The 26,203-nt window shown below is 64.0% G+C and carries 28 protein-coding genes; 23 read left to right on the plus strand and 5 right to left on the minus strand.

Translation table 11 applies throughout. The annotated features are described in order from the left end of the window. Nucleotides 1–6: 6 nt before the first annotated feature. From gspH to SAJA_RS00840, 8 genes are all read left to right on the plus strand, one after another. A complete protein-coding gene (gene gspH / locus SAJA_RS00805; RefSeq protein ID WP_245963188.1) occupies nucleotides 7–660 on the plus strand; it encodes a type II secretion system minor pseudopilin GspH in 654 nt (217 codons plus the stop codon). Next, complete coding sequence (gene gspI, locus SAJA_RS00810) at nucleotides 657–1,130, plus strand: type II secretion system minor pseudopilin GspI (RefSeq protein WP_123656745.1); 474 nt, start codon at nucleotides 657–659, stop codon at nucleotides 1,128–1,130. Before gspH ends, gspI begins: the two co-directional genes overlap by 4 nt. After that, the gene (gene gspJ / locus SAJA_RS00815; RefSeq protein WP_123656746.1) at nucleotides 1,127–1,807 is read left to right on the plus strand and encodes a type II secretion system minor pseudopilin GspJ; all 681 of its coding nucleotides are present in this window, start codon (nucleotides 1,127–1,129) and stop codon (nucleotides 1,805–1,807) included. Before gspI ends, gspJ begins: the two co-directional genes overlap by 4 nt. Further along, nucleotides 1,804–2,751 (plus strand): type II secretion system minor pseudopilin GspK, encoded by a 948-nt coding sequence (gene gspK / locus SAJA_RS00820; protein ID WP_245963189.1) that lies wholly within the window; start codon nucleotides 1,804–1,806, stop codon nucleotides 2,749–2,751. The genes gspJ and gspK overlap by 4 nt, the downstream gene beginning before the upstream one ends. Nucleotides 2,752–2,840: 89 nt before the next feature. Then, nucleotides 2,841–4,049 (plus strand): type II secretion system protein GspL, encoded by a 1,209-nt coding sequence (gene gspL, locus SAJA_RS00825; protein ID WP_123656747.1) that lies wholly within the window; start codon nucleotides 2,841–2,843, stop codon nucleotides 4,047–4,049. Next, entirely contained in the window at nucleotides 4,046–4,549 is a 504-nt protein-coding gene (gene gspM, locus SAJA_RS00830) for a type II secretion system protein GspM (RefSeq protein WP_123656748.1), read from the plus strand. The genes gspL and gspM overlap by 4 nt, the downstream gene beginning before the upstream one ends. Further along, on the plus strand, nucleotides 4,549–5,304 hold the full coding sequence (locus SAJA_RS00835) for a type II secretion system protein N (RefSeq protein WP_184999685.1): 756 nt from the start codon (nucleotides 4,549–4,551) through the stop codon (nucleotides 5,302–5,304). The genes gspM and SAJA_RS00835 overlap by 1 nt, the downstream gene beginning before the upstream one ends. Next, a complete protein-coding gene (locus SAJA_RS00840; protein WP_221180064.1) occupies nucleotides 5,301–6,740 on the plus strand; it encodes an SLC5/6 family protein in 1,440 nt (479 codons plus the stop codon). Before SAJA_RS00835 ends, SAJA_RS00840 begins: the two co-directional genes overlap by 4 nt. Before the next feature lie 18 nt (nucleotides 6,741–6,758). Here SAJA_RS00840 and SAJA_RS00845 read toward each other — a convergent pair whose 3' ends face one another. Further along, complete coding sequence (locus SAJA_RS00845) at nucleotides 6,759–7,997, minus strand: SAM-dependent methyltransferase (protein ID WP_123656750.1); 1,239 nt, start codon at nucleotides 7,995–7,997, stop codon at nucleotides 6,759–6,761. A 159-nt stretch (nucleotides 7,998–8,156) separates the two neighbouring features. Between SAJA_RS00845 and SAJA_RS00850 the strand changes: the two genes are divergently transcribed. From SAJA_RS00850 to SAJA_RS00865, 4 genes are read left to right on the plus strand one after another with little or no spacing between them, the layout of a single operon-like run. Continuing rightward, the gene (locus tag SAJA_RS00850; RefSeq protein ID WP_123656751.1) at nucleotides 8,157–9,146 is read left to right on the plus strand and encodes a zinc-dependent alcohol dehydrogenase; all 990 of its coding nucleotides are present in this window, start codon (nucleotides 8,157–8,159) and stop codon (nucleotides 9,144–9,146) included. Then, complete coding sequence (locus SAJA_RS00855; protein ID WP_123656752.1) at nucleotides 9,146–9,544, plus strand: 6-pyruvoyl trahydropterin synthase family protein; 399 nt, start codon at nucleotides 9,146–9,148, stop codon at nucleotides 9,542–9,544. Before SAJA_RS00850 ends, SAJA_RS00855 begins: the two co-directional genes overlap by 1 nt. Next, nucleotides 9,541–10,605 carry a glycosyltransferase family 4 protein gene (locus tag SAJA_RS00860; protein WP_123656753.1) on the plus strand — a complete coding sequence of 355 codons (1,065 nt, stop codon included), beginning with the start codon at nucleotides 9,541–9,543 and terminating at the stop codon, nucleotides 10,603–10,605. The genes SAJA_RS00855 and SAJA_RS00860 overlap by 4 nt, the downstream gene beginning before the upstream one ends. Continuing rightward, on the plus strand, nucleotides 10,602–11,444 hold the full coding sequence (locus SAJA_RS00865) for a class I SAM-dependent methyltransferase (RefSeq protein WP_123656754.1): 843 nt from the start codon (nucleotides 10,602–10,604) through the stop codon (nucleotides 11,442–11,444). The genes SAJA_RS00860 and SAJA_RS00865 overlap by 4 nt, the downstream gene beginning before the upstream one ends. Here the strand turns inward: SAJA_RS00865 and SAJA_RS00870 are convergent. Further along, nucleotides 11,421–12,251, minus strand: a complete 831-nt coding sequence (locus tag SAJA_RS00870; protein ID WP_123656755.1) for a RibD family protein — start codon at nucleotides 12,249–12,251, stop codon at nucleotides 11,421–11,423. The two genes, SAJA_RS00865 and SAJA_RS00870, sit on opposite strands and share 24 nt — an antisense overlap. A 98-nt stretch (nucleotides 12,252–12,349) precedes the next feature. On the opposite strand from SAJA_RS00870, the gene ribA reads away from it, so the two are divergent. Continuing rightward, nucleotides 12,350–13,471: a GTP cyclohydrolase II RibA gene (gene ribA, locus SAJA_RS00875; protein WP_123656756.1), complete on the plus strand. Its 1,122-nt coding sequence runs from the start codon at nucleotides 12,350–12,352 to the stop codon at nucleotides 13,469–13,471. Between the two features lie 491 nt (nucleotides 13,472–13,962). Here the strand turns inward: ribA and SAJA_RS00880 are convergent, their stop codons facing one another. Next, complete coding sequence (locus tag SAJA_RS00880) at nucleotides 13,963–14,799, minus strand: creatininase family protein (RefSeq protein ID WP_123656757.1); 837 nt, start codon at nucleotides 14,797–14,799, stop codon at nucleotides 13,963–13,965. A gap of 116 nt (nucleotides 14,800–14,915) precedes the next feature. Between SAJA_RS00880 and SAJA_RS00885 the strand changes: the two genes are divergently transcribed. From SAJA_RS00885 to SAJA_RS00895, 3 genes are all read left to right on the plus strand, one after another. Then, nucleotides 14,916–16,574: a Na+/H+ antiporter gene (locus SAJA_RS00885; protein WP_123656758.1), complete on the plus strand. Its 1,659-nt coding sequence runs from the start codon at nucleotides 14,916–14,918 to the stop codon at nucleotides 16,572–16,574. Nucleotides 16,575–16,941: 367 nt separating this feature from the next. Further along, nucleotides 16,942–17,562 carry a flavin reductase family protein gene (locus tag SAJA_RS00890; protein ID WP_123656759.1) on the plus strand — a complete coding sequence of 207 codons (621 nt, stop codon included), beginning with the start codon at nucleotides 16,942–16,944 and terminating at the stop codon, nucleotides 17,560–17,562. 42 nt (nucleotides 17,563–17,604) lie between these two features. After that, a complete protein-coding gene (locus tag SAJA_RS00895; protein WP_123656760.1) occupies nucleotides 17,605–18,060 on the plus strand; it encodes an MliC family protein in 456 nt (151 codons plus the stop codon). Nucleotides 18,061–18,079: 19 nt separating this feature from the next. On the opposite strand, the gene SAJA_RS00900 is transcribed toward SAJA_RS00895, so the two are convergent. Beyond that, the gene (locus SAJA_RS00900) at nucleotides 18,080–19,342 is read right to left on the minus strand and encodes an NRAMP family divalent metal transporter (protein ID WP_123656761.1); all 1,263 of its coding nucleotides are present in this window, start codon (nucleotides 19,340–19,342) and stop codon (nucleotides 18,080–18,082) included. Nucleotides 19,343–19,489: 147 nt separating this feature from the next. Here SAJA_RS00900 and SAJA_RS00905 point away from each other — a divergent pair, with 147 nt between their 5' ends. The 7 genes from SAJA_RS00905 (at nucleotide 19,490) to SAJA_RS00935 (ending at nucleotide 25,600) form a co-directional block, all read left to right on the plus strand. Next, the gene (locus tag SAJA_RS00905) at nucleotides 19,490–20,581 is read left to right on the plus strand and encodes a M42 family metallopeptidase (RefSeq protein WP_123656762.1); all 1,092 of its coding nucleotides are present in this window, start codon (nucleotides 19,490–19,492) and stop codon (nucleotides 20,579–20,581) included. Nucleotides 20,582–20,667: 86 nt separating this feature from the next. Next, nucleotides 20,668–21,021: a CidA/LrgA family protein gene (locus SAJA_RS00910; RefSeq protein ID WP_123656763.1), complete on the plus strand. Its 354-nt coding sequence runs from the start codon at nucleotides 20,668–20,670 to the stop codon at nucleotides 21,019–21,021. Between the two features lie 2 nt (nucleotides 21,022–21,023). Further along, nucleotides 21,024–21,743 (plus strand): LrgB family protein, encoded by a 720-nt coding sequence (locus SAJA_RS00915; protein WP_123656764.1) that lies wholly within the window; start codon nucleotides 21,024–21,026, stop codon nucleotides 21,741–21,743. A gap of 73 nt (nucleotides 21,744–21,816) precedes the next feature. Continuing rightward, nucleotides 21,817–22,221, plus strand: a complete 405-nt coding sequence (locus SAJA_RS00920; RefSeq protein WP_123656765.1) for an Hsp20/alpha crystallin family protein — start codon at nucleotides 21,817–21,819, stop codon at nucleotides 22,219–22,221. A 14-nt stretch (nucleotides 22,222–22,235) separates the two neighbouring features. Next, nucleotides 22,236–24,659 (plus strand): endopeptidase La, encoded by a 2,424-nt coding sequence (gene lon / locus SAJA_RS00925; protein WP_123656766.1) that lies wholly within the window; start codon nucleotides 22,236–22,238, stop codon nucleotides 24,657–24,659. Nucleotides 24,660–24,728: 69 nt separating this feature from the next. Then, the gene (locus tag SAJA_RS00930; protein WP_123656767.1) at nucleotides 24,729–25,073 is read left to right on the plus strand and encodes a winged helix-turn-helix domain-containing protein; all 345 of its coding nucleotides are present in this window, start codon (nucleotides 24,729–24,731) and stop codon (nucleotides 25,071–25,073) included. Beyond that, entirely contained in the window at nucleotides 25,070–25,600 is a 531-nt protein-coding gene (locus SAJA_RS00935; RefSeq protein WP_123656768.1) for a hypothetical protein, read from the plus strand. Before SAJA_RS00930 ends, SAJA_RS00935 begins: the two co-directional genes overlap by 4 nt. A gap of 14 nt (nucleotides 25,601–25,614) precedes the next feature. On the opposite strand, the gene SAJA_RS00940 is transcribed toward SAJA_RS00935, so the two are convergent. After that, complete coding sequence (locus tag SAJA_RS00940) at nucleotides 25,615–26,193, minus strand: gamma-glutamylcyclotransferase (protein ID WP_123656769.1); 579 nt, start codon at nucleotides 26,191–26,193, stop codon at nucleotides 25,615–25,617. Nucleotides 26,194–26,203: the final 10 nt, after the last annotated feature.

Here is a 26,203-nt window from a genome sequence, read left to right on the forward strand (position 1 = left end):
ATTGCCGTGAGCCGAGCTGCGTGCCCGTCAACGAGATCCGCCCGGCCGAGCGTCTCGATCGCGCGTGGTTTCACGCTCATCGAGATTCTCGTAGTGCTGGTCATCGTGGGCATCACGCTGGCTTTCGCCACGCTCTCGGTCAATCCGAGCGGGCCCTCGGACCGGCTCAACACCGAGGCCCAGCGCCTGCTGGCCCTGTCACAGGACGCCGCAGACGAAGCGATCCTCTCGGGGCATACCATCGGTCTGGAGATCGCCAGCGACGGATATCGCTTCGTCAAACTCGATCTTGACGGGTGGGCCGTCATCGACAGCCCCGACAACGCCCTGCGGCCGAGAAAGCTCGATGACGATCTGCATATCGACCGGCTGGCCACCGACGGGGCGGCCAACGATCGCCAGGCCATGATGCAGACCGGCACGCTCACGTTGCCACCCTCGCCGGTGCCGCTCACGCCCGGCCAGCTCAAGGAAGCCGCCGAACGCCGGGACGCCGCCCAGGACGCAGACGCCGAGGTGCCGATTCCCGCCGCCTTGTTTCTGGCAAGCGGTGAGCTGCTGCCCTTCGTGCTTCAACTCTCGGCTGACGATATCGACCAGGTGTTTGTTATCGCCGGCGCGCCGAACGGCGATATCGTCCTGGAGCAGCGCAGCCGATGAACACGACTGAGCGCGGCTTCACCCTGGTCGAAGTGCTGATTGCCCTGGCCGTGCTGGCGATCGCCCTGACCGCTTTCGTATCGGCCGGGGCCCAGAACGCCGATTACGCCACCTATATCCGTGAGCGCACGATCGCGCAGTGGGTCGCCCGTAACCAGCTGGTCGCCTTTCAATTAGCCACCGACTGGCCCAACGTCGGCACACAGGAGGACGATGTACAGATGGCCGGCAGCACCTGGCACTGGCAGGCCGATATACAGACCTCGCCGGATCCGGCTGTCCGGCGCGTGGATATGCGTGTCTTCGCCGTCGATCCCGACGACGACACGCCGAGCGAGGATGCGTTGTTGCTGATCAGCGGTTTTCTGACCCAGCACCCCGAGGCCGCTGACGGGCCCGGCGATAACAACGAAGGCGACAACAACACGGACACGACTGCCAACGACATCAACCAGGGCGGCGCCTCATGAGTCGGCGGCGAGACACCCCCGACGCCGAGCGCGGGTTCACGCTGGTCGAGCTGCTGATCGCGATCGCGGTGTTCGCGGTCATGGCAGCAATCGCCTACGGCGGGTTGTCGTCGGTGATCTCCAGCCGTGAATCCATCGATGTGGCCCTGGAGCGCTCGAAAACGCTGCAAATGGCGCTCTGGCGTATCCAGCAGGATATCGAGCAGACGGTTGATCGCCCCGTGCGCGACAGTTTTGGCGATATGCAGCCAGCCATCTATGGCAGCGCCGGCATCGGCCTGTACGTCACACGGGCCGGCTGGAACAACCCGTTGGGGGCACGCCGTTCAACCCTGCAGCGCGTGCACTATGATCTGGACGGCGACGGCCATCTGGTGCGCAGCTATTTTCGCGTGCTCGACCAGGCCCAGGACAGTGAGCCGGTCAACCAGACGCTGCTGTCCGAGGTCATACAGATGGAATGGCGTTTTCTCGACGCCAATGGCCAGTGGCAGGACCGCTGGCCGCCGGATGCCAATGCCCAGGCCTTTGCGGCGCCCACGATCAACAACAACACCAACGGCTCGAACAACGGCCTTGGCGCCCAGACACCGCCCCAGGCGATCGAGTTGACGCTGGACACCCATAGCTGGGGCCAGATGCGTCTGCTCTACATGATTCCGGGGGCCCGGCTGTGACCGCCCCACTCGCGCGTCAACGCGGTGTCGCCCTGCTCACGGCCATGCTCATCATGGCGCTGACCGCCATCATCACTACGGGGATGATCGCCAGCATGAATCTGGCGCTCCAGCGCTCGGGCAATATCTGGAATGCCCAGCAGAACTGGTGGTATGGCATCGGTATCGAAAACTGGCTCGGTGCCCAGCTGCGAAAAGAGGCCGAGGCCACCGAGATCGACTCGCTCGACGAATACTGGGCCCAGCCGGTCGATTATCTGCCCATCGATGGCGGCTCGATCAGCGGTCGGATCATCGATCTACAGGGTCGTTTCAACCTGAACAATCTGGTGCTTGGCGACAGCGAGGCGGAAATGGCGTATTTCGCCCGCCTGATCACGGTCGTTGCTGATACCGATCCGGTCACCGCCCAGAGCATCGCCCAGGCGACCAAGGACTGGATCGACGGCGATCAGGAGCCCACGCGGCCCTACGGCGCCGAGGACAACTATTATCTCGGCCAGACGCCGGCCTATCGCACGGGCAACACGCTGATGGTCAGCCCGAGCGAAATAGAGGCCGTACGAGACATGACGCCGGCGATCTATCGGGCGTTGCTACCCAATATCTCGGCCCTGCCCGAGGCCACCGCCATCAACGTGAACACCGCGCCTGCCCCGGTGCTGCAGGCACTCTCGGAGAACATGCCGGCCAGCGCCGGCGAGCAACTGGCCGAAGAACGTCTGGACTCGCCCTGGGAAGAAGCGTCCGAGTTTCTCCAGGCCGGGCCGATGGCCGGTCAGGGCGAGGCCCTGGCCGGTATCTCGCTCGACGTGAAGACCCGGTATTTTCTGGTCGCCGGGCGGATCACCGTGGCCGACAGCCAGACCCAGTTCTATACCGTGCTCGAGCGCGCCGACAACGGCGCCGTGCACGTCGTGCGACACGCCACCGACGCGTATTGAGCCAGACCACGAGACCACAACAACTTGCGTTAGACTGCCAACCAGCGCCCGAGCTTGTGCATAGCGGCGCGTGACAAGGGGGAGACGGCGTGGCCCAGAGGCGGACACTCTATTACGACGGCACCACAACACTCTGGCGCGATCCGGTGCAGGGCATCATGCGCGCAACGCTGGCCGAGGCCGGCCAGGCGCTTGTCGATGACGAAATCGTCGCACTGGTGCCCGCCGAGGACATCCTGCTCACCGAGGTGGCGCTACCGCCGATTCGCCAGGCCAAACGCCGCCTGGCCGCGGCACGCTTTGCCTTGGAGGACCGCCTGGCCGGGCGTATCGAGCAACTGCATTTCGCGCTCGGCACGGCCACGAGCGGCGGTGAAACCCCGGTCGCCGTGGTCGATGAACTCCAGATGCAGGCCTGGTGCGATGCCTTCGACGCCGCCGGTCTGGATGTCGTGCGGATCCTGCCGGACTGTCTCGCCCTGCCCGTTCCCGATGCCCACACCTGGCAAATGGCACGGATCGACGAGCGCATAATGGTTCGAACGGCCCCCGGCCACGGTTTTGCCTGTAGCGACGATCTCTGGCCCGTGCTGGCCGGTGCCTTCGATACGCCCGATATCATCGAGCTGCACGGGACATCGAGCGATACGATTCAAGCGCTGGACGCCGACGACGCATTCGAGCCCACGCCCGAGATCAAACCTCATTCACATGCCGGCATCGATGCACTGATCGGGGTTCTGCTCGACCACGCCGACACGCACAAGAACGCAATCAACCTCCGCCAGGGCGAATTCGCGCGCCAAAATCAACTGGAATCCCGCTGGCGCCCGTTCATTCTTACCGGTGGGCTTGCCGCCGCGTGGCTAATCGTGACGATCGCCGCCCACGGCATCGAGACCTGGCGGCTCAACCAGCAGATCGATGCGCTTGAAGCCCAGACCCAAACCGCCTTTCGCGACGCGTTTCCGGATGTCAGCACGATCAACGATCTACGGGTACAAGCCGAACAGGGCATCGCCAGCCTGCGCGGTGGCTCGGGCAGCGCCGGGCTATTCCCGGTGCTCGAGGCCACGGCTGATGTGACCGGGCGCGACGACAGCCTGGTCGTCCAGGGCATGCAGTACCGAAACGGCACGTTGGACCTATCGATCCGTGGCAAGAACGTGCAATCCGTGGAAACGCTACGCGCCGGGTTCGCCAACCGGGCCGGCTTGAGTTTGTCGGTCCAAAGCGCGGATGCCAATGCCGATGGGGTGCAGATACGGGCGTCAATCACCCAGGGGCAGCCATCATGAACCAGCTTCGAGAATGGTATGAGGGCCTGGCGCCGCGCGAGCGCGTGATGGTCACGGCCGCCGCCGTGGTCGTTGGCATCGCCCTGTTCTATTACATGCTCTGGTCACCGCTGAATAGCGCATTGGCCGATGCCAGAGCCCAGGTCACCGCCCAGGCCAACGAAGCACGCTGGATGCTTGGCGTACGCAACGAGGCCCAGGCCCTGCGCGCGGCCGGCGCGGCCCGCCAGCCCACCGGCCAGAACGAATCGCTGTTGTCGATCGTGGATACCACCAGCCGGGCCAATCAGCTGGGCGGTGCCGTAACGCAGATTCAGCCACAGAACGAGGACAAGGCCACCGTGAGTCTGGAAAACGCCGGTTTCGACCAGATGATGTACTGGCTGGATACCCTGCAATCCAAGTACGGCATTACCGTCAGCGAGGCAACGGTCTCGCGGGATAACGAAACCGCCGGTGAGGTCGATGCCCGGCTTACGCTCCTGCGCGGGGCTGCATGATGGGCGCGCCACTACGGTATGGACTGATCGGCGGCCTGTTTTTTATTGTCGGGCTGATCGTCTATCTGCCGGCATCGCTGGTCACCGGCTGGGTTGCCGGCGCCACCGATCTGCGCTTCGACGGCGTAACCGGCACGGCACTTGATGGCAAAGCGGCGTATGTATCTTTGCCCGACGGCGGCATCAACAACGTCGACTGGGCCATTCGTCCCGCGTCGTTGCTACTGGCCCGCCTGTCGGCCGATGTGTCAGCCGATACCGATCTCTCCGGAATAAAAGCCGAGCTCACACACACCCTGCTCGGTAACAATTATATCCGCGATCTGGACGGCGATGCCTCGATCGGCTGGCTGGCCCGGATGGCCGGCTATACCTTTGTTCCGGCGGCCGGTCGTATCGCGTTGTCGATCGACACGCTCGATCTGGACGACGAGGGCCAGGTGCTGGGGCTCGTCGGGCGGGTCAATGTGACCAACACCCGCTACGAGCTACTCCAGCCGCCGATCGATCTGGGCCAGTTCCAGGCTGATCTGAGCCGCACCGACAACGACACGCTGCGCGCCTCACTGGTCGACAGCCAGGGCCCGCTCGCGCTGACCGGCGCGGTCGATCTGGTCAAGCAATCGCGCTACAAACTCGATGTCCGGCTGCGAGCACGCGCCGGCGCCGACGAACGCCTGGCCCGTATCCTGACCCAGCTGGGCCAGACCGACGACGCGGGCTGGTATCACATCACTGAACGAGGCCGTCTGTGAGCTGGACGACGATCGCCCTGCTGGGCCTGCCCTGGGTGATTCTGGCGGGCTACGGCATCGCCGTGCTGTTATCCACGCCGCGCCGCGCCGGGCCGACCGGTTTCTTCGGCGGCCGCTCTCGCGCGGGCGATATGCCCGGCATCATTCTGCTGGGCGCATCGGCGGCGATCTCCTGGGTGATGGCCAAGAGCGTGAACAACGCCATGAATCTGGCCGCGGATTTCGGCTGGATCGGCGGCGTGGCCTACGGGGCCTATTGGCTGGCCTTCATCGTCGTCGGCATCACGGTCTATTTCATGCGCACCCGTGGCGGCTTTACATCGCTGAGCGCGTTTTTGAAGACCAAATACGGGGCCCGAGCGGCTCGCCTGTTTTTGCTGGTCATTGCGATCCGGCTGATCAACGAGGTCTGGTCGAACACCAAGATCGCAGCCCTGTATTTCGGCGTGGAAGGCAGCAGCGGTTATTGGATCGCGGCCGTCGTACTCACCGGGCTGACACTGTATTACAGCCTCAAGGGGGGGCTCCGCAGCTCGATCCTGACCGACGGCCTGCAGATGGTGCTGCTGCTATTCCTGCTCGTGGTCACGCTGGGCGTACTGGCGCCGGACGTGTTGCAGATCGGTATTCCCAGCGCAGCCAACGGCGCGGTTACACCCGCCATGCAAGCGGGCGGTCTGACGTTTCTGGTTCTCGCGCTCGTTCAGACCCTGTCGTACGGCTTCCACGATCCGGTGATGACAGACCGGGCATTCGTGAACGCGCCGGCCAAGATGGTCGCCAGTTTCGTGCTGGCCGCCCTGCTCGGCGGTGTTCTGATCGTTGGGTTCTCGACCGCCGGGCTGTACGCGCTGGTGCACGATATCGCACCGCAACCCTCGGTGGCCGTTGCTGTCCCACTGGCCATTGGCCTGGGCATGACGCTGCTGTTCAATGCGGTCATGCTGGCCAGTGCCGGATCCACGCTGGATTCGGTGATGACCTCCAGCGCGAAATTCGCTGCCCGCGACTGGCCCCACGCCGAGGGCCCGCCCACGGTGTATCAACAAGCCAGGGGCCGACGCGCCATGTGGGCGATCGCCGTGCTGGGCAATCTGCCCCTGTTATCGATCTATATCGACGGCGTGGGGCCGGCCGTGATCGCCGCGACCACGATCAGCGGTACGGCTATCATGGGGCTGGCGCCAATCTTTCTACTCGGCTGGATCAAGAAAGCCGGTCGGCTGTCGTTTCATCTCGCACTCTGGCCCGGCGTGATCATCGGCGTGCTCCTGGCCCTCGAGGATATCCTGCATCTGCCCACGATTCCGGCCTTCGTGGGCCTCGGCGAAGGCCGCTACGCCGAAACACTGGGCATCAACGTCTACGGCGTCATCCTGTGCTCGGTGCTGTTCGTGGCCGGAGCGTTCATCCGGCCACGGCGGGGTCTTTTATAGGCCGGCCGCCGGCATCACCTAACCCACTGAATCCAGCGTTCGTGCGCTGATTGAGGTCAGCTCAGGCGGGTGGGTGGCGTATTGCTTGTAGAGATAATCGCGCGTGACCGGCACGGCTTCGTTCGTGTGGCTGACCTGGACATGAAAGACGATGAGATCGCCGTAGCGGAATACCGCTTCACAGCCCAGCAGATAGAACTCCCACATACGACAGAAGCGCTCACCCAGGCGCTGGGAGAACAGCTCGCGCTGGGCCTGGAAACGTGTATTCCATGCCTTGAGGGTTTCGGCGTAGTGGCGGCGCCAGACTTCAAGATCAGCCAGCACCAGGCCCGAAGTCTCCACGCACGGCGATATCTCGGACAACGACGGGATATAACCGCCGGGAAAGATATGTTTCTGAATCCAGGTGCGGCTGTCGGCCGGCGGCGGGCCATTGCGGCCGATGGTATGAATCAGGCTGCGCCCGTCAGGCTTGAGCAGGCGTGAGACCTGATCGAAGAATGTCTGATACTGCGGCCGGCCGACGTGCTCGAACATGCCCACCGAGACGATCGCATCATAGGCGCCCCGATGATCGCGATAGTCCTGTTTGGCAAACGTCACCCGGTGCGACAACCCGAGAGCTTCGGCGCGTTTGACCGCGTGCCCGTACTGGTCATCGGACAATGTCAGCCCTACGACCTCGACGTCGTAATGACGCGCCAGATACAGAGCCATGCCGCCCCAGCCACAGCCGATATCGAGCACCTTGTCACCCGGCGAGAGTGTGAGCTTGCGGGCGATGTGATCGAGCTTGGCCAGCTGGGCATCGTCCAGCGTCATGTCGCGGTGTGACCAGTAGGCACAGGAATACTGCATTTCCGGATCGAGAAAACGCTGGAACAGATCGTTGTCGATATCGTAGTGATGCGCCACGTTGCGCGCGCTGCGCAGTTTGCCGTTGACCTCGGTCAAACCGCGCAGCGCGCGTCTGGCAAGCGACATCAAGCGACTGCCACCGATATGCTCGGCGTTGGCGAAATACAGCTCGAACACCTTGGCCAACCCGCCACGCCCCGGCCACCAGTCGCCGTCGACGTAAGCCTCGCCGAAAGCCATCTCCGGATCAGAAAGCAGCCGCGCTATGACACGGCGATCTTTCAAATGGACATGGGCGACCGGTTCACCCGAGCCATAACGGCTCTGCTCACGCTCGCCGATCGACACCACCAGCGTACCTCGCTTGACGAGGCGATCGAACAGTTTGTCTTTCACGTTCTATCCCTTGTGCGCGCTCCTGCACGCTTCCCCATATCAACGAAACCTAAAGATACACCGCTATCCCCATAGCTGCATCCTGCATTTACTTTCCGGCTGGTGCTCTGAGCGTCGAACTCTTAAGGTAACGCGACACCTTGCCCAGCCCGCTATTGCATGTCCTTGTCCTCGGCCCGTGCGCTCTGGCTCGCCCCGCCGAATCACGCGATGATCCGCGAGATGCCGCTTGACCCGCGGCCGGCCGATCATCTGCGCGTGCGTACGTTGTATTCCGCGATCTCCAAGGGTACCGAAACCCTAGTGTATTCGGGCCGTGTTCCTGAAAGCGAGTATGCCCGGATGGCGGCCCCGTTCCAGGCCGGCCAGCTGCCGGAACCGGTGCGTCACGGCTATGCCAACGTTGGCATCGTCGAGAAGGGGCCGCACGACTGGCCGGGCCGTCTGGTCTTCTGTCTGTTCGGCCACCAGAGCCGTTTTGATATTCCGATTGACGCCGCCGTCGCCCTGCCCGATGACGTGCCGCCCGCGCGCGCGGTGCTTGCGGCCAACCTGGAGACCGCCATCAACGCGCTCTGGGATGGACCGCCGCGGGTCGGTGACCGGGTGACGGTGGTTGGCGCCGGTGTGCTGGGTGCGCTAGTGGCTTGTCTGGCGGCCGATATTCCGGGCGTGCACGTCGAGCTGGTAGACATCAACTCTGACCGCCAGCCCCTGGCCCGCGCACTCGGGGTGCATTTCGCCACACCCGACACGGCGGCTCCGGCGCGTGATGTGGTCTTTCATGCCAGTGCGACCGAGGCCGGGCTGAACACCGCGATCGGCTTGGCGGGCACCGAGGCGCAGATCACCGAGATGAGCTGGTACGGCGACAAGCGCCCGGGCATCGCCCTGGGCGGCGCGTTTCATGCCAAACGCCTTACCCTGCGGGCCACGCAGGTTGGCACCGTAGCGCCGTCGCAGGCCGCGCGCTGGACACACGCCCGGCGCCTGGCGCTGGCGGTCTCGCTCTGTAACGATCCGCGTCTGGATGCCCTGTTCAACGCGTGCGATGTCGTCTTCGACGATCTGCCGGCCGTCATGGCACGCCTGGCCGAGCCGGGCGACCGAAGCCTGTGTCAACGCGTAACCTATTCGGAGATTGATTGATGTTTCATTTGACCGTTCGTGATCACATGATGATCGCGCACAGTTTCAACAGCCCCACCTTCGGCCCGGCCCAGAAGCTCCATGGCGCGACTTATATCGTCGACGTGACGTTCTATCGGCCCGAGTTGGACGCCGACGATCTGGTCGTGGATATCGGGGCCGCCGCGGCCGCTCTCGGCGAGATCACGCAAACGTTCAATCTCACCAACCTGGATGAGCACGAGGCGTTCGCCGGGCATAACACTACGACCGAGTTCATGGCCCGCGCGGTCTTCGATGCCATGAAAGCCGCCATCGCGGCCGACAAGCTCGGCCCCGGAGCGCACGGCGTGACGCGTCTGGGCGTGCGCCTGGCGGAGTCGCATATTGCCTGGGCCGGTTACGAGGCCGATCTGTGACCTCGGTGGTATTCATCGTCGCCGGCGACCCGTCGCAGCTCACCGGCGGCTATATCTATGACGAACGTATTGCGGCTGGCCTGCGGCACGCGGGCTACGCCGTCGAAACCATTGGCCTGGCCGGGCGTTTTCCCCTCGCCGATAGCCGCGCCCAGAACGCCATGGCCGATACGCTGGCTTGCCTGCCAGCCGATTGCCATGTCGTGATCGACGGGCTGGCGCTGGGCACGCTGGGGGCCACCGTGGCCGCGCACCGCGGGGCTCGTCGCATCACCGCCCTCGTGCATCATCCCTTGGCCGACGAGGCCGGGCTGGACGCACAGCAGGTCACACAGCTGAAGACTGCGGAGCACGCCGCACTGGCCGGCGTCGATCACGTCATCGTTACCAGTGCCTTCACCGCGCGTCGCCTGTCCAGCGCCTATGACGTGGCTACTGATCGCATCAGCGTGGTCGAGCCCGGCATCCCGCAGCCGATCACGCCACCACGAGATCGTCGCGCGCCGCCGAAGCGCCTGCTGTGTATCGCCACATTAATTCCACGCAAGGGCCACGAGACGTTGGTAACGGCTCTGGCCGAATTGGCCGCCCACGACTGGGTTTGTGATCTCATCGGTGATGCCACGCGCGCCCCAGCGCATGCTGCGGCCGTCACCCGGGCGATCGAGGCCGCCGGCCTGACCGATCGTATCCATTTACGCGGGGCGCTGGCACCGGAGGCTCTGGCTGAAGCTTATCAGGGCGCCGATCTGTTCGTGCTGGCCTCGCACTACGAGGGCTATGGCATGGTGATCACCGAGGCCATCAGCCACGGCCTGCCCGTGGTCACGACCACCGGCGGCGCGCTGGCCGATACGTTGCCTAGTAGTGCCGGGCTGGCTGCGCCCCCCGGGGACGCGCGCGCGCTCGCCGCGGCTCTGTCGCGCTGTCTGGACGAGCCGGCGACCTACAACGACATGGTCGCCGGCGCCCGACGGGCCGCGGCCGGCCTCAACGACTGGGACGCGGCCAGCCGGGCATTCGCCGATGCGCTGGGGTTGTCCAGCCCGGCCGCGCCATGAACGCGCCGGTCGAAGGCTCTATATTCGATAATGCCTGGCTGGCCCTGCGCGAACCGGTCGATCATGCCAGCCGTGCCCACGGCCTGAGCCAGCTGGCCGGCCGTGCGCTGGCCGCCCGATCCGCGCCCAAAGTCGTTGACCTGGGTACCGGCTCGGGCTCGAATCTGCGCTATCTCTCGGCTTACCTGCCGACCGAGACGCGTTGGCGCCTGATTGATCACGACGCCGATTTGTTGGCCCGCGTGGCCGCTCATGCCGGCCATGCCGGCCATGCCGTGAGCCCGCACGTAACGACCGAAACCCGTGATCTGGCGCGCGAGCTTTGCCCGGCCATTGGCGGCGCCGATCTAATCACGGCCTCTGCCCTGCTCGATCTCGTCTCCGACGCATGGCTGGACACGCTGTGTCGCAGCGCCGCCGCGCAGCGTTCGGCCGTGTTGTTCGCGCTGAGCGTGGATGGCCGAATTCGACTGACCGGCCGAACCGATACGGATGACCGCGCGCTACTGAGCGCCCTAGCCGTCGATCAGCGCCGCGACAAGGGGCTCGGTGCGGCTCTGGGCACGGCCGCACCGGCCCATCTGATTAATCATCTGGCCGCCCGTGGCTACGGTGTGACCGCGATGCCGGCCATCTGGTATCTCGACACACGCCAGCCCGAACTCGTGGCCGCCCTGCTGGACGGCTGGGCAGCCGCGGCCTGCACAGCACGGCCCGCCGAGGCCCGCCGGTTCAAATCGTGGGCGGCGCGTCGCACGGCAGATATAACCGCGGGGCGCAGCGGCCTGGAGGTCGGCCATATCGATGTGCTGGGCCTACCCGGTCGTCGTACGCCGTAGATCAAGATCATAGAGCCGATCATCGCCCATCGGGTGATCACGACACGCCGGTCGGCGCGCCTCGGCCAGCGTTTCAATCTCGGGTAGCGACAGCCCCGGCCGGCCTGAGCCGATCAGCATCGGGGCCACGACCGTATGCAACCGGTCGATCTGCCCGGCTGCGATGAAGCCCGAGATCGTCTGGCCGCCCCCTTCAACCAGCACGCGATGCACGTTGCGCCCGGCCAGTGCTGCCAGTACCGCGGCCGGGTCAAGGCGGCCATCGGCCTCACGGGCCACGCGCAGCGTAGCCACGCCAGGCAGCGCGGGCACATCATCAGCGATGACGTGCCAGGTGGGCGGCCCGTCATCGGTAAACACACGCCGCTCAGCGCTGGCGCGCCCGTTCGGGTCCAGCACCACGCGTACCGGATTAACGCCGGGCGCATGGCGAACGGTCAGCTGTGGATCGTCGGCCTCGAGCGTGCCCACGCCGATGATCACGGCATCCACTAACGCGCGTAGCCGATGCAGGTGTACGCGGCTGGCCTCGCCGGTCACGTAGTAGGAATGCCCGCTGGCGGTTGCGATACGCCCGTCCAGTGATTGGCCCAGCTGGGCGATCACAAAGCTCAGCCCACCACGAGCGACCGGCAACAGCGTATCGAACAGCGCAGCGGCCGCCTCGCTCACCGAATTCGGCCCGGCCTGCCAGGCGCCATCGGCCGTGATGGTCAGCCCCTCGGTCGGGGTCAACGTCTTGTCGGCAGGTAGACGAGACGCATCGCGGATGATCTGCCAAGCGTAGTCGGCATCGATTAATGGCATCATTACCGCATTCTAGACTGACCGCGCCGAGAACGTGTGGCTGATAGCCCGCTGTTTCTCCACGCCATTTTTCGCGCGGGCCGAGCAAGGACTGTTACATGCATCATGTCGAGCGTGCCATTTTCGATCTGCGCCGCGGTGTGCCCGTACTCATCGAATCCGATGAGGGCAATCGTCTCGTGGCCCCGGTCGAAGGCCTGGACAGCACGCTGCTTGCCAAACTTTTCGACGGTGCAGCCGAGGCGCCGCGCCTGGTGTTGACCGATCATCGCCTGGCACGCCTGGGCCACACGCAGCGTGATACGGCCGGCGCCTTGGTGCTTGATGCAACGCGCGACAGCCGTGAGGCCATCATCGAACTGGCATGCGCGCCCTCGGCCACGCTGGATCAAGCCCGTCCGCTTGAGCCGCTGTCAGCCGGGGATGCCGCCGGCCTGCATTTGATGCGTCGTAGTCTGTTAGTGCCGGCGGCTGTCGTGGCTGCGCCCTCGGAGCGCATGGCCGACGAACTGCGCCGCCGGGTCACGGTCAACGATATTCTGGCGGTTACGGCCGCCGATGTAGCCCTGCACTACGATGCCGTCCCCTCGTTGCTGCGACGTGTGAGCGAGGCCGACGTACCGCTGGAAACGGCCGAACGCTCGCGCTTCGTCGTCTTTCGCGAACCGGATGGCCTGCGTGAACACATCGCGATCCTCATCGGCGACGACATGCAATGGGCCGATCCGGTGCCAGTACGCCTGCATTCGGCCTGCCTGACCGGCGATTTGTTCGGTTCGCTGCGCTGCGACTGCGGGCCCCAGCTGCGTGCCAGCGTGGCCGCCATCGCCGAGCGCGGCGGCGGCGTACTGTTGTATCTGGCCCAGGAGGGCCGCGGCATCGGTCTGGCCAACAAGATGCGGGCCTATCAGATGCAGGATGAAGGCCTGGATACAGTCGATGCCGATCAGGTGCTGGGCTTTGGCAAGGACGAGCGCGACTACACCGTGGCGCGTGAAATGCTGGCCCAGCTGGCCGTCGAACACATCGACCTGCTGACCAACAACCCGGCCAAGCTCGATGCGATGAACCAGAAGCCCATCGATGTCGCCGGGCGCAGCAGTGTCTTCGGCCCACTCACCGACCAGAACCGACGCTACCTGGCCACCAAGGCCACCCGCGCCGGCCACTGGCTCGACGCCATCCTGGCCGAGCCGGACGATGTGCCCGTGAGCAAATAGGTGCTCACCGGGCCGTTCTTTAATAATCGTCCGCCAATGAACGCGAATAAGCGCAAATGGAAAACAGAAAGAAAGAAGACAATCCGCAGATTCACGCCGATTAGCGCAGATTAAAGACAGATGGGGCGGCGCTGTTATCGAGCACTGAAATCACAATCGCCCATCCGCTTTTCAGCGCCCCAAATCATCTTTTTCATCGGCGCCAATCTGCGGGTAACGGTCTGTATTCATTCGCCCTTATTCGCGTTCATTAGCGCACGTTTTAAAAGATTGGCCTCCGGCGCCTATTCAGGATAGGTCAAACTCGGCGGTCTCTTGAAAAGACAATCCGCAGATTCACGCCGATTAGCGCAGATTAAAGACAAATGGGGCGGCGCTGTTATCGAGCACTGAAATCACAATCACCCATCCGCTTTTCAGCGCGGCAATCATCTTTTTCATCTGCGCCAATCTGCGTAAATCTGCGGATAACCGTCTGTATTCATTCGCGTTTATTTGCGTTCATCGGCAGTCGTTTTAAAAGATTGGCTTTCGGAGCCCAGCCGGGATAAGTCAAACACGGCGGTCTCGTGCCAGATCTGGGCGAGGCGTTGCCCGAAGGTTTCGACTAAGCGCTCGCCTTGTTCGGCGGTGGCACTCGCGGCGTTGCCGGTCACGCCCTGAGGGTTCAGGTCTTCGGCGCGCCAGGCGAAGCCGGCATCGCCTTCCGGGCCGAGTGTGGCGCCGGCTGCTGCACGCTCGGCGCCGTAGCTCGGAAAATCGGCCAGCGCATCACGGCGAACGCGTGCCGGCGCCAGGTGCAGCATCATCGCGGTTTCCAGTGCCCCGCCATGCAGGCCGTGGGCCAGTTCGCTCGCGGCCAGCGTGTCGGCCGGCGGCGCGAAACGAAAATAGCTGGCCTTGACCACCAGCAGGCCGTGATCGTGTCGCAGCTGCAGGGCTGCCATATCGATGGCGGCCTTGTTGCCGCCGTGGCTGTTGAAGATCACCAGGCGCTTGATGCCGGCGCCGGCGACGCCGGCCCCGTAGGCGCGCAGCTGAGTCATGGCCTGTTCGCCCGACAGGCTCAGCGTGCCGGCGAAGCCGGTGTGTTCAAGACTGGCGCCCAAGCTCATCACGGGCAACACGATGATCGGGGCCCTACGCTCGGGATAGCCGCGCCCGGCGGCCTCGATCAGCCCGGCACCGATGACGACATCGGTATCCAGCGGCAGATGCGGGCCGTGTTGTTCGATCGCGGCCACCGGCAGCACGGCCACGGGATCCCTCGTGGCCAGCGCGGCCAGCTCCGGGCCGGTCAGATCAGCCCAGCGATAGAGTTCGGTCATCAATCGGCACGTCGTTGCGCAAGTGTTGCCATGATGAACAACACACGGGCACCTGCCCAGCGCGCGATCCATGCGGTAGGCTCTCGCTCGCACGCATTCGCGACGACCCCGCGCCGATGACGATCGTTCTGACCAGTCTCATTCTGTTGTTCGCCGTGGCGATATCCGGCGTGATGATCGGCGTGTTGCCGTTTCATCTGCCACGCCCGCTGGTCCAGATCGCGCTCGGGGCCGGGCTGGCCGTGCCGAGTTTCGGGGTGCATGTGGCACTCGACCCGGAGATCTTTTTCGTGCTGTTCGTGCCGCCGCTGCTGTTCATCGACGGCTGGCGGATGCCACGGCGTGAGTTTCGGCATCTGGCGATGCCGATCACGGCACTCGCACTTGGCCTGGTCATGGTCACGGTGGCCGGCGTGGGGTTTTTCATCCACTGGCTGATTCCGGCGATTCCGTTGGCCGCGGGCTTTGCTCTGGGGGCCGTGCTGTCGCCAACCGATGCGGTCGCGGTCTCGGCGATCACCGGCGGGGCGTCCATCCCGCCGCGGCTGATGCATATTCTCCAGGGCGAGGCCCTGATGAACGATGCGTCAGGGCTGGTCGCGCTGCGTTTTGCGATCGCCGCCACCCTCACGGGCACATTCTCGATTAGCCAGGCGGGCTTGAGTTTCGTTCTTATCGGCGGCGGCGGCCTGGCCATCGGCGTGGCGATCGCTTGGGTCTTCGCCCAGGTACGCCAGCTCATGACGCAGTGGCGCGGCGATGACCCGGCCAGCCACGTCACGCTGCTGGTGCTGTTGCCGTTCGCGGCTTATCTGCTGGCCGAGCATCTGGGGGTGTCGGGTATTCTGGCCGCGGTGGCGGCCGGCATGACGCTGAACAGCCTGGATACGCTCAAGGGCGAGCTGAACACACGCATGCAGTCGCGCGGCATGTGGCCGATGATCGAGTTCGTGTTCAACGGCTTGATCTTTGTGCTGCTGGGCCAGCAGATACCGGCAATTCTCTCGCTGGCCGACAACGCGCGCCTGAGCATGAATCTGTCCCAACTCGAGATCGTGGCCTATCCGCTGGCGCTATTCGCGCTGCTGTTGGCAATTCGGTACGTATGGGTCGGCGCGCTGCTCAAGCTCGTGGTCTGGCGGGCCCACCGACGCGGTGAACGCATCCGGCGCGCATCGAGCCGCGTGGTCGCAGCGACTACGGTCGCCGGGGTGCGCGGGGCGATCACGCTGGCGGCCGTGCTGTCGTTGCCGATCGCCGCGGGCGAGGCCAGCGGATTCCCCGCCCGCGGATTACTGATCTATTTTGCTGTGTGCGTGATTATGGCCTCGCTGCTGCTGGCGACGTTCGCGCTTCCCCTGCTGCTGCGCGGCATCGAGCTGCCCGAGGATGACCCGCGCGCCGTCGAGGAACGTCATGCCCGGGCCGAGGCTGCCCGATCGGCGATCCGCCGGCTGGATAACATGCGCGAGCAACGCCGTGAAGAAGCCGACGACGAAGACGAGGCCTCGTTGTACTCCGAAGTGGCCGGGCGCATCATGGCGGCCTATCAGCCGTGGCTGGATCCGGATTCCGACGCCGAGGACAAACAGCGTGCCCGGCGTGGTTTCACCATGGAACGTAGCCTGCGCCTGGCCGCCCTTGCCGCCGAACGCGACGCACTCTACCGGCTGCGCTACGAGGGCAATATCAACGACATCACCATGCGCCGTATCCTGGCAGATATCGACCTGACCGAAGCCTCGCTGCGCAGCGGGCGGCGTAACAAGTCATAGGCAGGCGACGGGCCGAGCCTTTAGGGCCTGTTGCCGTATCACGCGGGCCCGCGCCAAGCGCGCCATGGAATTGACTATGGGCGGCAAGACGAGGCGTAGCCCACGCCGCGCAGTCATTCTGCGTCAGTGGGCTAGAACGTTGTATTGCCGACGTATCGTTAATTTTGGGGCGCTTGTGCCGAAGGGTTGGGCCGCCCCTAAAAATTGAAGATGGGCGCCGTGGCGCTGGCGAGTCTTGATCGTGGCACAGCCAGAGCCGCGACTCGCGCCTTGCAGGACACACTTCGGACTCTCGACGAAAGCGGCGCTCGCATGAAACGGCAACAGGCCCTAAAGTGTTGTCTACAGATTGTTTGCCGATTGCGACATGAGCCACGATTTTCATTTTTACGAGCCGGCTGCCGGGCACGGTCTGCCGCACGATCCGTTCAACGCGCTGGTCGCCCCGCGCCCGATCGGCTGGATCTCGTCGGTCGCCGCCGATGGCACTTACAACCTGGCGCCTTACAGCTTTTTCAATGCCTTCAACTACACGCCGCCGATCGTCGGCTTTGCTAGCGTGGGCTACAAGGATTCAGTGGCCAATATCGAAGCCACCGGCGAATTCTGCTGGAATCTGGCAACGCGTGATCTGGCCGAACCGATGAATGAGAGCTGCGCGGCGGTTGAAGCCAGCGTCGATGAGTTCGAGCTGGCCGGGCTCACCCCGGCGGCCTCACGCGTCATCAGTGTCCCGCGCGTGGCTGAGGCCCCGGTGTCTTTCGAATGCCGGGTCAGCCAGGTGCTGCGCCTGACCGGAGCCGACGGCGATCAGACCGATACCTGGATGGTCTTTGGTGAAGTCGTTGGCGTCTATATTGCGACACATCTGCTGGTCGACGGGATCTACGACACCGCAGCCGCGCGCCCGATTCTGCGCGCCGGGGGGCCGGCGGATTACTTCGAAATCTCGGCCGATCAGCGCTTCCAGATGCATCGGCCCGGCTGACCAGGCCGACCTTCTAATTTGTTCTATCTCGTGAGTGCTGTCATGACGCCATCTGTAATCCGTATTTCTACCTGCCTGACAAGCTGTCTCGTCGCCGGCGCGATTCTTGCCGCCTGTGCGCCGAGCACCCTGCCGCAGCCGGCCGGCTCGACCGAATCGGCCTCGCCGGCCATCGGCGGCTCGTTGTCCGGCACACCCGAGCCGGAGCTTACCGAGGCCGGGCAAACCGGCCGCGACAGCCTGACGCGTCGCTACGAGTGCAATACGGGCGAAATGATCAGCGTGCGTTATCCCGACGTCCAGACCGCGGTCGTGGCCTACGACGGCAAGAAACGCGCCATGCACGTTGCCGTGGCCGCCGACGGCGCGCGCTATGTCGGCCATAGCTATGAATGGTGGACCAAGGGCTCGGGCCCAAGGGCCAGTGCCACGCTGTATGCCCACAACGCCGGCAACAGCACCGGGCGCGAGCTGTTGCAGTGCAACGAAATTGATTGATCGACAGCGCGGCGCGCGTTTAGCCAAGTAAACGCCAGCCCGCATAGATCAGGGCAAACGCGCTTAGAAAGACCAGCCCTGCCCGGCTCAGCCAACGCATGGCCGGGCCGGGGCGCGCATTGGCCGGCACCTGGGCCGAGGTCACCAGTCGATAGTTCAGCCAGGCCAGTATCGGGGCGGTCAGAAACGATAATGTCGTGGCGAGATCGATCATGACCGTGAACCGGCTGCCCAGACCATAGAGCACGAGCAGCGAGCATGCCGGAATCACCAGCAACAGCCCACGATAGAGACCGATGTGCGTCTGTAGTGTCGGCCGGCCGGCGAACTGGCCGATCATGTGGCGCATGACCCGCGGATGCGCGTCCAGCACGGTCAAAAGCGTGGAGAACATGGCGGTGAAGGCACAGCCGGCGATGACCGGCCAGGCCCAGGCGCCGAGCGTCTGTGTGTACAGCCCGATCAGCTGCTCGGCAAAAGCCGCGCCGTTGTCTGAAAACGGCGTATCGGTGGCGTACATCACCAGCGCGCCGAGCAATAGAAAGCCCACGGCCAGTATGCAAGTGCCGATATAGCCGATATTGAAGTCCAGCCGGGCGTGCGACAGGCTCGGTACGTGGCCGGTCTGGCGCGCGCGCTCGAGCGTCCACAGCGAATGCCAGGCCGCGGCATCGATCGGAATCGGCATCCAGCCCATCAGGGCAATGACGAAAGCAATGCCCCCGGCCGACCACCAGGCCGTAGCGGGGGCGCTGGACCAGTCGCCGGCCGGGCCGTGAACGCCGGCCGCCACCACCGCTACCAGCGTACAGGTCGCCAGCACGGCCACGATCCACTTCACGGCACCATCGAGAATATCGTAACGGCCACGAAACAGAATCGCGGCCGACAGGCCAAGCAGCCCGGCCGCCCAGACCAGCGGCGAGCCGGGGAGCCCTGTCATGGCGATCGCCAGATTGGCGGTCACCAGCGCGAGTGCGGCCTGAATGGCGAACATCGTGCCCACCGTAAACACGAAATAGATGCCCAACGCATAGCGCGAGAGCGCCCAGTATCCATCCAGCATCGAGCGGCCGGTGGCCGCGGCATAGCGCGGCCCGTACTCCAGAAACGGATACTTGAACAGATTGACCAGCAACACCGCCCACAAAAGCCCCAGGCCATAATCCGCGCCGGCCCGCGTGGCCTGAATCAGGTGCGATACGCCGATCGCCGCGGCAGCCAGAAGCAGCCCCGGGCCAAGGCTTGCGCGCAAATCTTGCAGGCGTTTGACAGGTTTCATGGCGCTCATTGGCAGTACAGGCGGCGCGGGGATGATGGCGCGCCAGGTCCGACTTCGCCAGTGCTTGTCGCACCGCCGGGCGAAGCAGACAATACCCGTCATGTATTGGCCCGTCGTTGACGGGCGCTTTTAATCGCAAGGTATGCCATGACTGACGTCGCTTCTATCCTGACCGCCGACTCTCTTGAGTTTCTCGAGCGTTATCTCAACAACGCCGCGCCGACCGGTTATGAATCGTCCGGCCAGAAGCTGTGGATGGATTATCTGCGCCCGTATGTCGACACCTTCATCACCGATGCCTATGGCACGGCCGTGGGCGTGATCAATCCGGATGCCGAGTACAAGGTCGTCATCGAGGGCCATGCCGACGAGATCGGCTGGTATGTGAACTTCGTCACCGATAACGGCCTGATCTATGTGATGCGCAACGGCGGCTCGGATCACCAGATCGCGACCTCCAAGGCCGTACATATCCATACCCAGGACGGCCCGGTGACCGGCGTGTTCGGCTGGCCGGCCATTCATACCCGTAACCCGGCAAAAGAAAAGACGCCCACCAAGGACAATATTTTCGTCGATGTCGGCGCGGACTCGAAAGAAGAAGTCCACGCGATGGGTATCTATCCGGGGTGTGTGATCACCTACCCGGACGAGTTCATGACCCTGGCCGGCGACAAGTTCGTCTGCCGCGCGGTGGATAATCGCATCGGCGGGTTCATGATCGCCGAGGTCGCGCGTTTGATGCACGAGGCCGGTGAGCGTCCGGATTTCGGGTTGTATATCGTCAACTCGGTACAGGAAGAAGTGGGCCTGAAAGGCGCGCAGATGATCGCCGATCGCATCAAGCCGGATGTGGCGATCATCACGGACGTCACCCACGACACCACCACCCCGATGATCGAGCAGACCACCCACGGGCGCACCAAGATTGGCGATGGCCCGGTTATCGCCTTCGCACCGTCGGTACAGAACAAACTGCGCGAGCACTTGATCGCCGTGGCCGAGCAGCACGATATCCCGTTCCAGCGTCAGGCCCGCTCGCCGGCCACCGGCACCGATACCGATGCCTTTGCTTATAGCAACGGCGGCGTGCCCTCCGCGCTCATCGCCCTGGCGCTGCGTTATATGCATACCACGGTGGAAATGGTCCAACGTCGCGACGTGGAGAACGTCATCCGTCTGATTCACGAGACGGTGAAATCCATCAAGACCGGCCAGACGTTCAGCTACTTCGACTGATCGGCGCACGCCGGCCGGCGTGACGCGCTCGGCGGCCGGCGTGTCGCCCGGCATAATAGGCCCGTCATTTTCATGCCGGGCCTGTCATGATTGCCTCGATCGCCGCGCTGCTCGTGTTGCAGCTCATCGGCACCATCATCATCCGTTTCACCGGGCTGCCGTTTCCCGGCCCGGTGGTCGGCATGCTGCTGTTGTTTGCTTATCTACTCTGGCGCGGGGCCACGCCTACGGCGTTCGAGGCCACGACACGCGCGCTGCTGCGTAATCTGGCCCTGCTGTTCGTGCCCGCCGGCGTCGGCGTGGTGACTTATCTGAAAGCCGTGGCCGATCAATGGGTCGCACTCTCGATCACGTTGATTGCCAGTGCTGTGATCGCGATCGTGGTCACCGGCTTCGTGCTGCATCTGTTGATGCCGCGCGCTGCGCGCAGCCGGGGCTAGCCATGCATTCAATTGCCGAAATCTGGGTCTATCTCGAAGAACAGCCCCTGCTCTGGCTCACGGTCACCGTCGGCATCTTCTGGTTGTGCCAACAGATCTATCGCATGGCCGGTGAGTTTCCGCTCTTGAACCCGGTGCTCGTCAGCGTGATCGCGATCGTGATTCTGCTGCTGGCCACCGGCACGCCCTACGACGAATATTTCGACGGCGCGCAGTTCATCAGTTTTCTGCTTGGCCCGGCGACCGTCGCCCTGGCCGTTCCCCTGGCCGCCGAGGCGGCCACGCTCAAGCGTCTGTGGCTGCCGATCACCATCGCACTGAGCGTGGGTTCGTTGACCGCAATCCTGTCGGCACTGGCCATCGGCGCAGCACTTGGCCTGCACGGCGAGATGCTCGTCTCTATGCTGCCCAAATCCGTGACCACGCCGATCGCCATGGGCATTTCCGACCAGATCGGCGGCAGCCCGAGCCTGACGGCCGTATTCGTCATCCTGACCGGCATCGTGGGGGCCGCGATCGGTATACCCCTGCTCAAGGCCCTGGGTCTGCGCGACCCGGTGGCCAAGGGCTTCGCGCTTGGCGTGGGCTCGCACGGTATCGGCACCGCCCGGGCCTTCGAGCACAGCGACCGGGCCGGTGCATTTTCGGGCCTGGCAATGGGCCTGAACGGCGCCCTGACTGCAATCCTGATTCCGATCGTTGTCTGGTTGTTCGGCTTGTAGCGGCCCGGCGGTTGATCCCGGCCTCACGCGGCTCTATGTTCAACGCATTGCTTTCAACTAGCCCAATGATTTCATGGCCACGGACGATCTCGACAGCTGGATGTGGGCCGAAGCAGTGGCGCGCCAGGAGCGCGCCGATCGCTTGCAGAAACAGTTCTTCAAGCGGGCAACCCCGCGGCCGCGGCGTCAGTGGGAGCCGCCGGTGGATCTGTTCGAAACCCAGGACGCGCTCTACGTGATCGTAGCCCTGCCGGGCGTCTCGAACGCCACGTTGACCGAGCTGGAAGTCCGCGGCGATACGCTGTTCGTCGCCGGCGATCGGCGGGTGCCCACCCCCGGCCAGGAAGCGGTTCTGCACCGGCTGGAGATCCCGCACGGTCATTTCGAACGCGCCGTGACCCTGCCCTGGCCGCGGCTGGCCATCGCCGGCCATGAACTCAAGGACGGCTGTCTATATCTGACCCTGTCCAAGCGCTAAATCTCGAGTATTCCATGAGCGAACAAGACACGAACGCACGCGTCGACGAGCCCGCGCGCCCCGAGCCGGGTGAGACCATCGAAGGCCCGAGCACGACGCTGGTCTATAACCGCCAGCAGGCCTCGCGCCCGGAAACCATCCGGGTGCTGCCCATGACCGAAACCGTGATGTTTCCCGAGCTGGTCATGCCCGTGGTGCTCAACCGCCAGGCCAATATCAACGCCGCCCAGAAAGCCATGCACGCGGATGAACCGGTCGGCCTGCTGCTCGGAGACGCTCAAAGCCCGGAGATGAACAGCCCAAACGGCCTGCATCGTTTTGGCACGGTGGTGAACATCCTGCGCTATGTGACCGGCAACGACGGCGCGCATCATCTGGTGTGCCAGGGCGTGTCGCGCTTCAAGGTGCGCGAGTTCATCGAGGATGAAACCGGCGCGCTGAGCGCGAAGATCATCTGGATCGACGAGCCGGCCGCTGAGGGCGACAAACAGATCGATGCCCGCATGTCGAACCTGCGCACGCGAGCGCTGGAGGCCATCGAATTGATGGATCAGCCCTCGCGGGAACTGGCCAACGCCATCCGCGCGATCGACTCGGCGGCGCTGCTGGCAGACGCCACCGCGGGTTATCTCGGCCTCAAGGCCAAGGAAAAACAACAGATTCTGGAGACCGTGGCGCTGGATGCCCGCCTGGAGCTGGTCCAGTCGTTCATGGACTATCGGCTTGAGGTGATGCGTCTGTCGCAGGACATCAACAAGCAGACGCAGGACCGGATGTCCGAGCATCAGCGCAAGGCGATGCTGCGCGAGCAGATGCGCTCGATCCAGCGCGAGCTCGGCGAGGACGACAGCGTGGCCGAGGAGGCCGAGCGTCTGCGCGAAGCCCTGGACAAGGCCAATCTGCCCGAGGACGCGGCCGAGCAGACCACGCGCGAGCTCAAACGCCTGGAGCGCATGTCCGAGTCCTCGGCCGAGTACTCGATGGTGCGCACCTACCTCGAACTGATGGCCGAGTTGCCCTGGGCCGAGCTCTCCACCGACGCCATCGATATCAAAGAGTCGCGCGCGATTCTGGACGCGGATCACTACGGCCTGGACAAGATCAAGCGCCGTATCCTTGAGCATCTGGCCGTGCACAAGCTCAACCCCGAGGGCAAGGCACCCATCCTGTGTTTCGTCGGCCCGCCGGGCGTGGGCAAGACCTCGCTGGGCCGCTCGATCGCGCGGGCCATGAACCGTGAGTTCGTGCGCGCGGCCCTTGGCGGCGTGCACGATGAATCCGAGATTCGCGGGCATCGACGAACCTATGTAGGCGCCATGCCGGGCTCGATCATCAGCCAGATCAAGAAAGCCGGCACGCGCAACCCGGTGTTCATGCTGGATGAGATGGACAAGCTCGGCGCCTCCGCCCACGGCGATCCGGCCTCGGCCCTGCTCGAGGTGCTGGACCCGTCGCAGAACGATACCTTCAACGATCACTATCTGGGCACGCCGTTCGATCTGTCGAAGGTGATGTTCATCGCCACGGCCAACGTGCTGGACACCATTCCCGGCCCGCTGCGCGATCGCATGGAAGTCATCGAAGTGCCGGGCTACACGCGCGAGGAAAAGAAACAGATCGCCAAGCGGTATCTCGTGGATCGCCAGCTGGAACAGTCGGGCGTGACCCGCGAACAGGTCGATATTTCCGATGCCGCGCTGGATACGATCATCGCCGGCTACACCCGCGAGGCGGGCCTGCGTAACTTCGAGCGCCAGATCGGTGCCATCGCCCGGCATGCCGCCGTCAAGATCGCCGAGGGCGAGCCCGGCCCGGGCCTGATCGAGCCCGATGACCTCAAGGCCATCATCGGCGCCAAGCGCGTGGATGATGAAGTCGCCCTGCGCACGAGCGTGGCCGGCGTGGTCACGGGCCTGGCCTGGACCCCGGCCGGCGGCGATATCCTGTTCGTCGAGGTCTCGCGCTCACCCGGCAACGGCAAGCTGACGATCACCGGCCAGCTGGGTGATGTCATGCGTGAATCCGCCCAGGCGGCCCTGTCACTGGTCAAGGCACGGGCCGAGACGCTGGGCATCGAGCAGGAACGCCTGGACAAGTCGGATATCCATATCCACGTGCCCGCCGGGGCCATCAAGAAAGACGGCCCCAGCGCCGGCGTGGCGCTCTACACCGCGCTGGTCTCACTGCTGACCGATCGCAAGGTGAAAAACGATGTCGCCATGACCGGCGAAATCAGCCTGCGCGGGCAAGTGCTGCCCATCGGCGGCGTGAAGGAAAAGACGCTGGCCGCGCATCAAGCCGGCATCAAGACCGTGCTGCTGCCCGAGCGCAACGCCCGCGACGAAGACGATATTCCCGACAATATCCGCGAAGCCTTGGATATCCGGTATATCGGCGAGGTCAGTCAGGCGATCGAGCTGGCGCTGGAGACGAACTGAGTACGCGGCTTTGCTATTGAACCCTATATGAGGTCAAATAGACTCAAATAGGGTTCAAACGGATGCTTAATGCTCGAGCTATTATTGGGCGGACAAACCGCTGAAAAAGTGCTGCTCTACCTGAACGAACAAGATCGCGGCTATGGGCGTGAGATCGCTCGCGCCTGTGGTCTGCCGGTGACCCCCGTCAACCGCCAACTTGCTAAGTTCGCCGAGGCAGGATACCTCGTGAGCCAAGTCTTCGGCCGCGCACGGGTGTATACATGGAATCCGCGTAATCCGCTGGTAGCCTCGCTTCGTGTGTTTCTTTCCGATGCGTTTTCGATGTTGCCGAGCAGCCAGCAGGCTGCACTTTCCATGCAACGCCGTCGGCCGCGAAACGCGGCTAAACGCCTCGAACCAATCGATGAATGAACGCGGCAGACGACATTACCGCTCTCGCTGCAACCGTGTCCCAGGCATTGGCAGCAGCGGGTATTGAAGCCGTTCTATCCGGCGGCGCGGCCGTCCAGATCTACTCGGACGCTGCCTATGTCTCAAAAGATTTGGACTTCGTTACCGCAGCAGGCCACCGCGAGCTCAGGTCCGTTCTCGCTACGTTAGGGTTCAAGCCCGGGCGCTCTCGGCGGCTGTTCGAGTCAGCAGACAGCGCCTATCTAGTGGAATTCCCTGCGTGGCCGCTGGCTGTGGGCGATGAATTAGTGCGCTCGTGGGCATGTCTACGTACGCAATACGGCGACCTGCAAATTTTGACGCCGACGCAATCAGTCAAAGACCGGCTTGCTGCGTTTTACCACTGGAAAGATCGCCAAGCGCTCTTACAGGCGGTTTGTATTACGCGTCAGCAAGATAACGTCGATCTAGCAGAAATCGAACGTTGGTCAAAAGCAGAACAGAGCGCCACCGGCTTCGAGACGTTCAAAAAACATCTGGAACAGTGATAGCGCAATCCGCGTCACGGCGATTGATTGTCGATCAATGCCCTGGTTCGATCGGCCACTAGATAGCAATGCGCGTCTTTTGCGTCCAGCGCGGCGAGCGCGTCGGCCAAATTGAGCACATAGTCCCGATTGGGCCCGCTCGGCCCGGTTGAAGCCGCGACCTGCGCGGCGATGGCCTCGATTCGTGCCTCGCCCAGCCAGGCCGCGTTGTCGGGCGTGGCGATATAAACCAGGCCTTTTTCGGTATGCCCGTCGGCAAACGTCATGGCTTGCGCGAAGCGCAGATAGCCGTTCTTTTCACGATGATCGAGATAATCGAACACGGCCGGGGTCACGCGATACGCCATGCCCAGACAGGTTTCACCCGGGGCTTCGACGAGCGTGACCACGCGCCCCGGCGCCTCCGGCGTCCCGCGATGATCGTGTGAGCCCTGCCAGTAGCGCCGCACCCAGCCTTCGATGGTGGCCGGGGCGCGCTCGATATAGTCAAAACCGGCCTTGTAGATCAGCGAGCCGTAGCCAAACAGCCACAGCTCGTCGTGATCGTCGAAGATGGCGGTCTGGCGATTGGCCTCGGTCGTATCAAAAGACACGCGACACCCG

Origin of the sequence: Salinisphaera japonica YTM-1 (assembly GCF_003788585.1) — a bacterium.
Classification (GTDB): domain Bacteria; phylum Pseudomonadota; class Gammaproteobacteria; order Nevskiales; family Salinisphaeraceae; genus Salinisphaera; species Salinisphaera japonica.

Coding starts and splice junctions, on each gene's coding strand:
- SAJA_RS00910 (WP_123656763.1), top strand. CDS start 20,668: ATGATTGCCTCGATCGCCGCGCTGCTCGTGTTGCAGCTCATCGGCACC.
- SAJA_RS00865 (WP_123656754.1), top strand. CDS start 10,602: ATGAACGCGCCGGTCGAAGGCTCTATATTCGATAATGCCTGGCTGGCC.
- SAJA_RS00890 (WP_123656759.1), top strand. CDS start 16,942: ATGAGCCACGATTTTCATTTTTACGAGCCGGCTGCCGGGCACGGTCTG.
- SAJA_RS00835 (WP_184999685.1), top strand. CDS start 4,549: ATGGGCGCGCCACTACGGTATGGACTGATCGGCGGCCTGTTTTTTATT.
- SAJA_RS00935 (WP_123656768.1), top strand. CDS start 25,070: ATGAACGCGGCAGACGACATTACCGCTCTCGCTGCAACCGTGTCCCAG.
- SAJA_RS00885 (WP_123656758.1), top strand. CDS start 14,916: ATGACGATCGTTCTGACCAGTCTCATTCTGTTGTTCGCCGTGGCGATA.
- SAJA_RS00855 (WP_123656752.1), top strand. CDS start 9,146: ATGTTTCATTTGACCGTTCGTGATCACATGATGATCGCGCACAGTTTC.
- SAJA_RS00880 (WP_123656757.1), bottom strand. CDS start 14,799: ATGACCGAACTCTATCGCTGGGCTGATCTGACCGGCCCGGAGCTGGCC.
- SAJA_RS00850 (WP_123656751.1), top strand. CDS start 8,157: ATGTCCTTGTCCTCGGCCCGTGCGCTCTGGCTCGCCCCGCCGAATCAC.
- SAJA_RS00895 (WP_123656760.1), top strand. CDS start 17,605: ATGACGCCATCTGTAATCCGTATTTCTACCTGCCTGACAAGCTGTCTC.
- SAJA_RS00900 (WP_123656761.1), bottom strand. CDS start 19,342: ATGAAACCTGTCAAACGCCTGCAAGATTTGCGCGCAAGCCTTGGCCCG.
- ribA (WP_123656756.1), top strand. CDS start 12,350: ATGCATCATGTCGAGCGTGCCATTTTCGATCTGCGCCGCGGTGTGCCC.
- SAJA_RS00905 (WP_123656762.1), top strand. CDS start 19,490: ATGACTGACGTCGCTTCTATCCTGACCGCCGACTCTCTTGAGTTTCTC.
- SAJA_RS00920 (WP_123656765.1), top strand. CDS start 21,817: ATGGCCACGGACGATCTCGACAGCTGGATGTGGGCCGAAGCAGTGGCG.
- SAJA_RS00930 (WP_123656767.1), top strand. CDS start 24,729: ATGCTCGAGCTATTATTGGGCGGACAAACCGCTGAAAAAGTGCTGCTC.
- gspJ (WP_123656746.1), top strand. CDS start 1,127: ATGAGTCGGCGGCGAGACACCCCCGACGCCGAGCGCGGGTTCACGCTG.
- gspM (WP_123656748.1), top strand. CDS start 4,046: ATGAACCAGCTTCGAGAATGGTATGAGGGCCTGGCGCCGCGCGAGCGC.
- gspI (WP_123656745.1), top strand. CDS start 657: ATGAACACGACTGAGCGCGGCTTCACCCTGGTCGAAGTGCTGATTGCC.
- lon (WP_123656766.1), top strand. CDS start 22,236: ATGAGCGAACAAGACACGAACGCACGCGTCGACGAGCCCGCGCGCCCC.
- SAJA_RS00915 (WP_123656764.1), top strand. CDS start 21,024: ATGCATTCAATTGCCGAAATCTGGGTCTATCTCGAAGAACAGCCCCTG.
- SAJA_RS00870 (WP_123656755.1), bottom strand. CDS start 12,251: ATGCCATTAATCGATGCCGACTACGCTTGGCAGATCATCCGCGATGCG.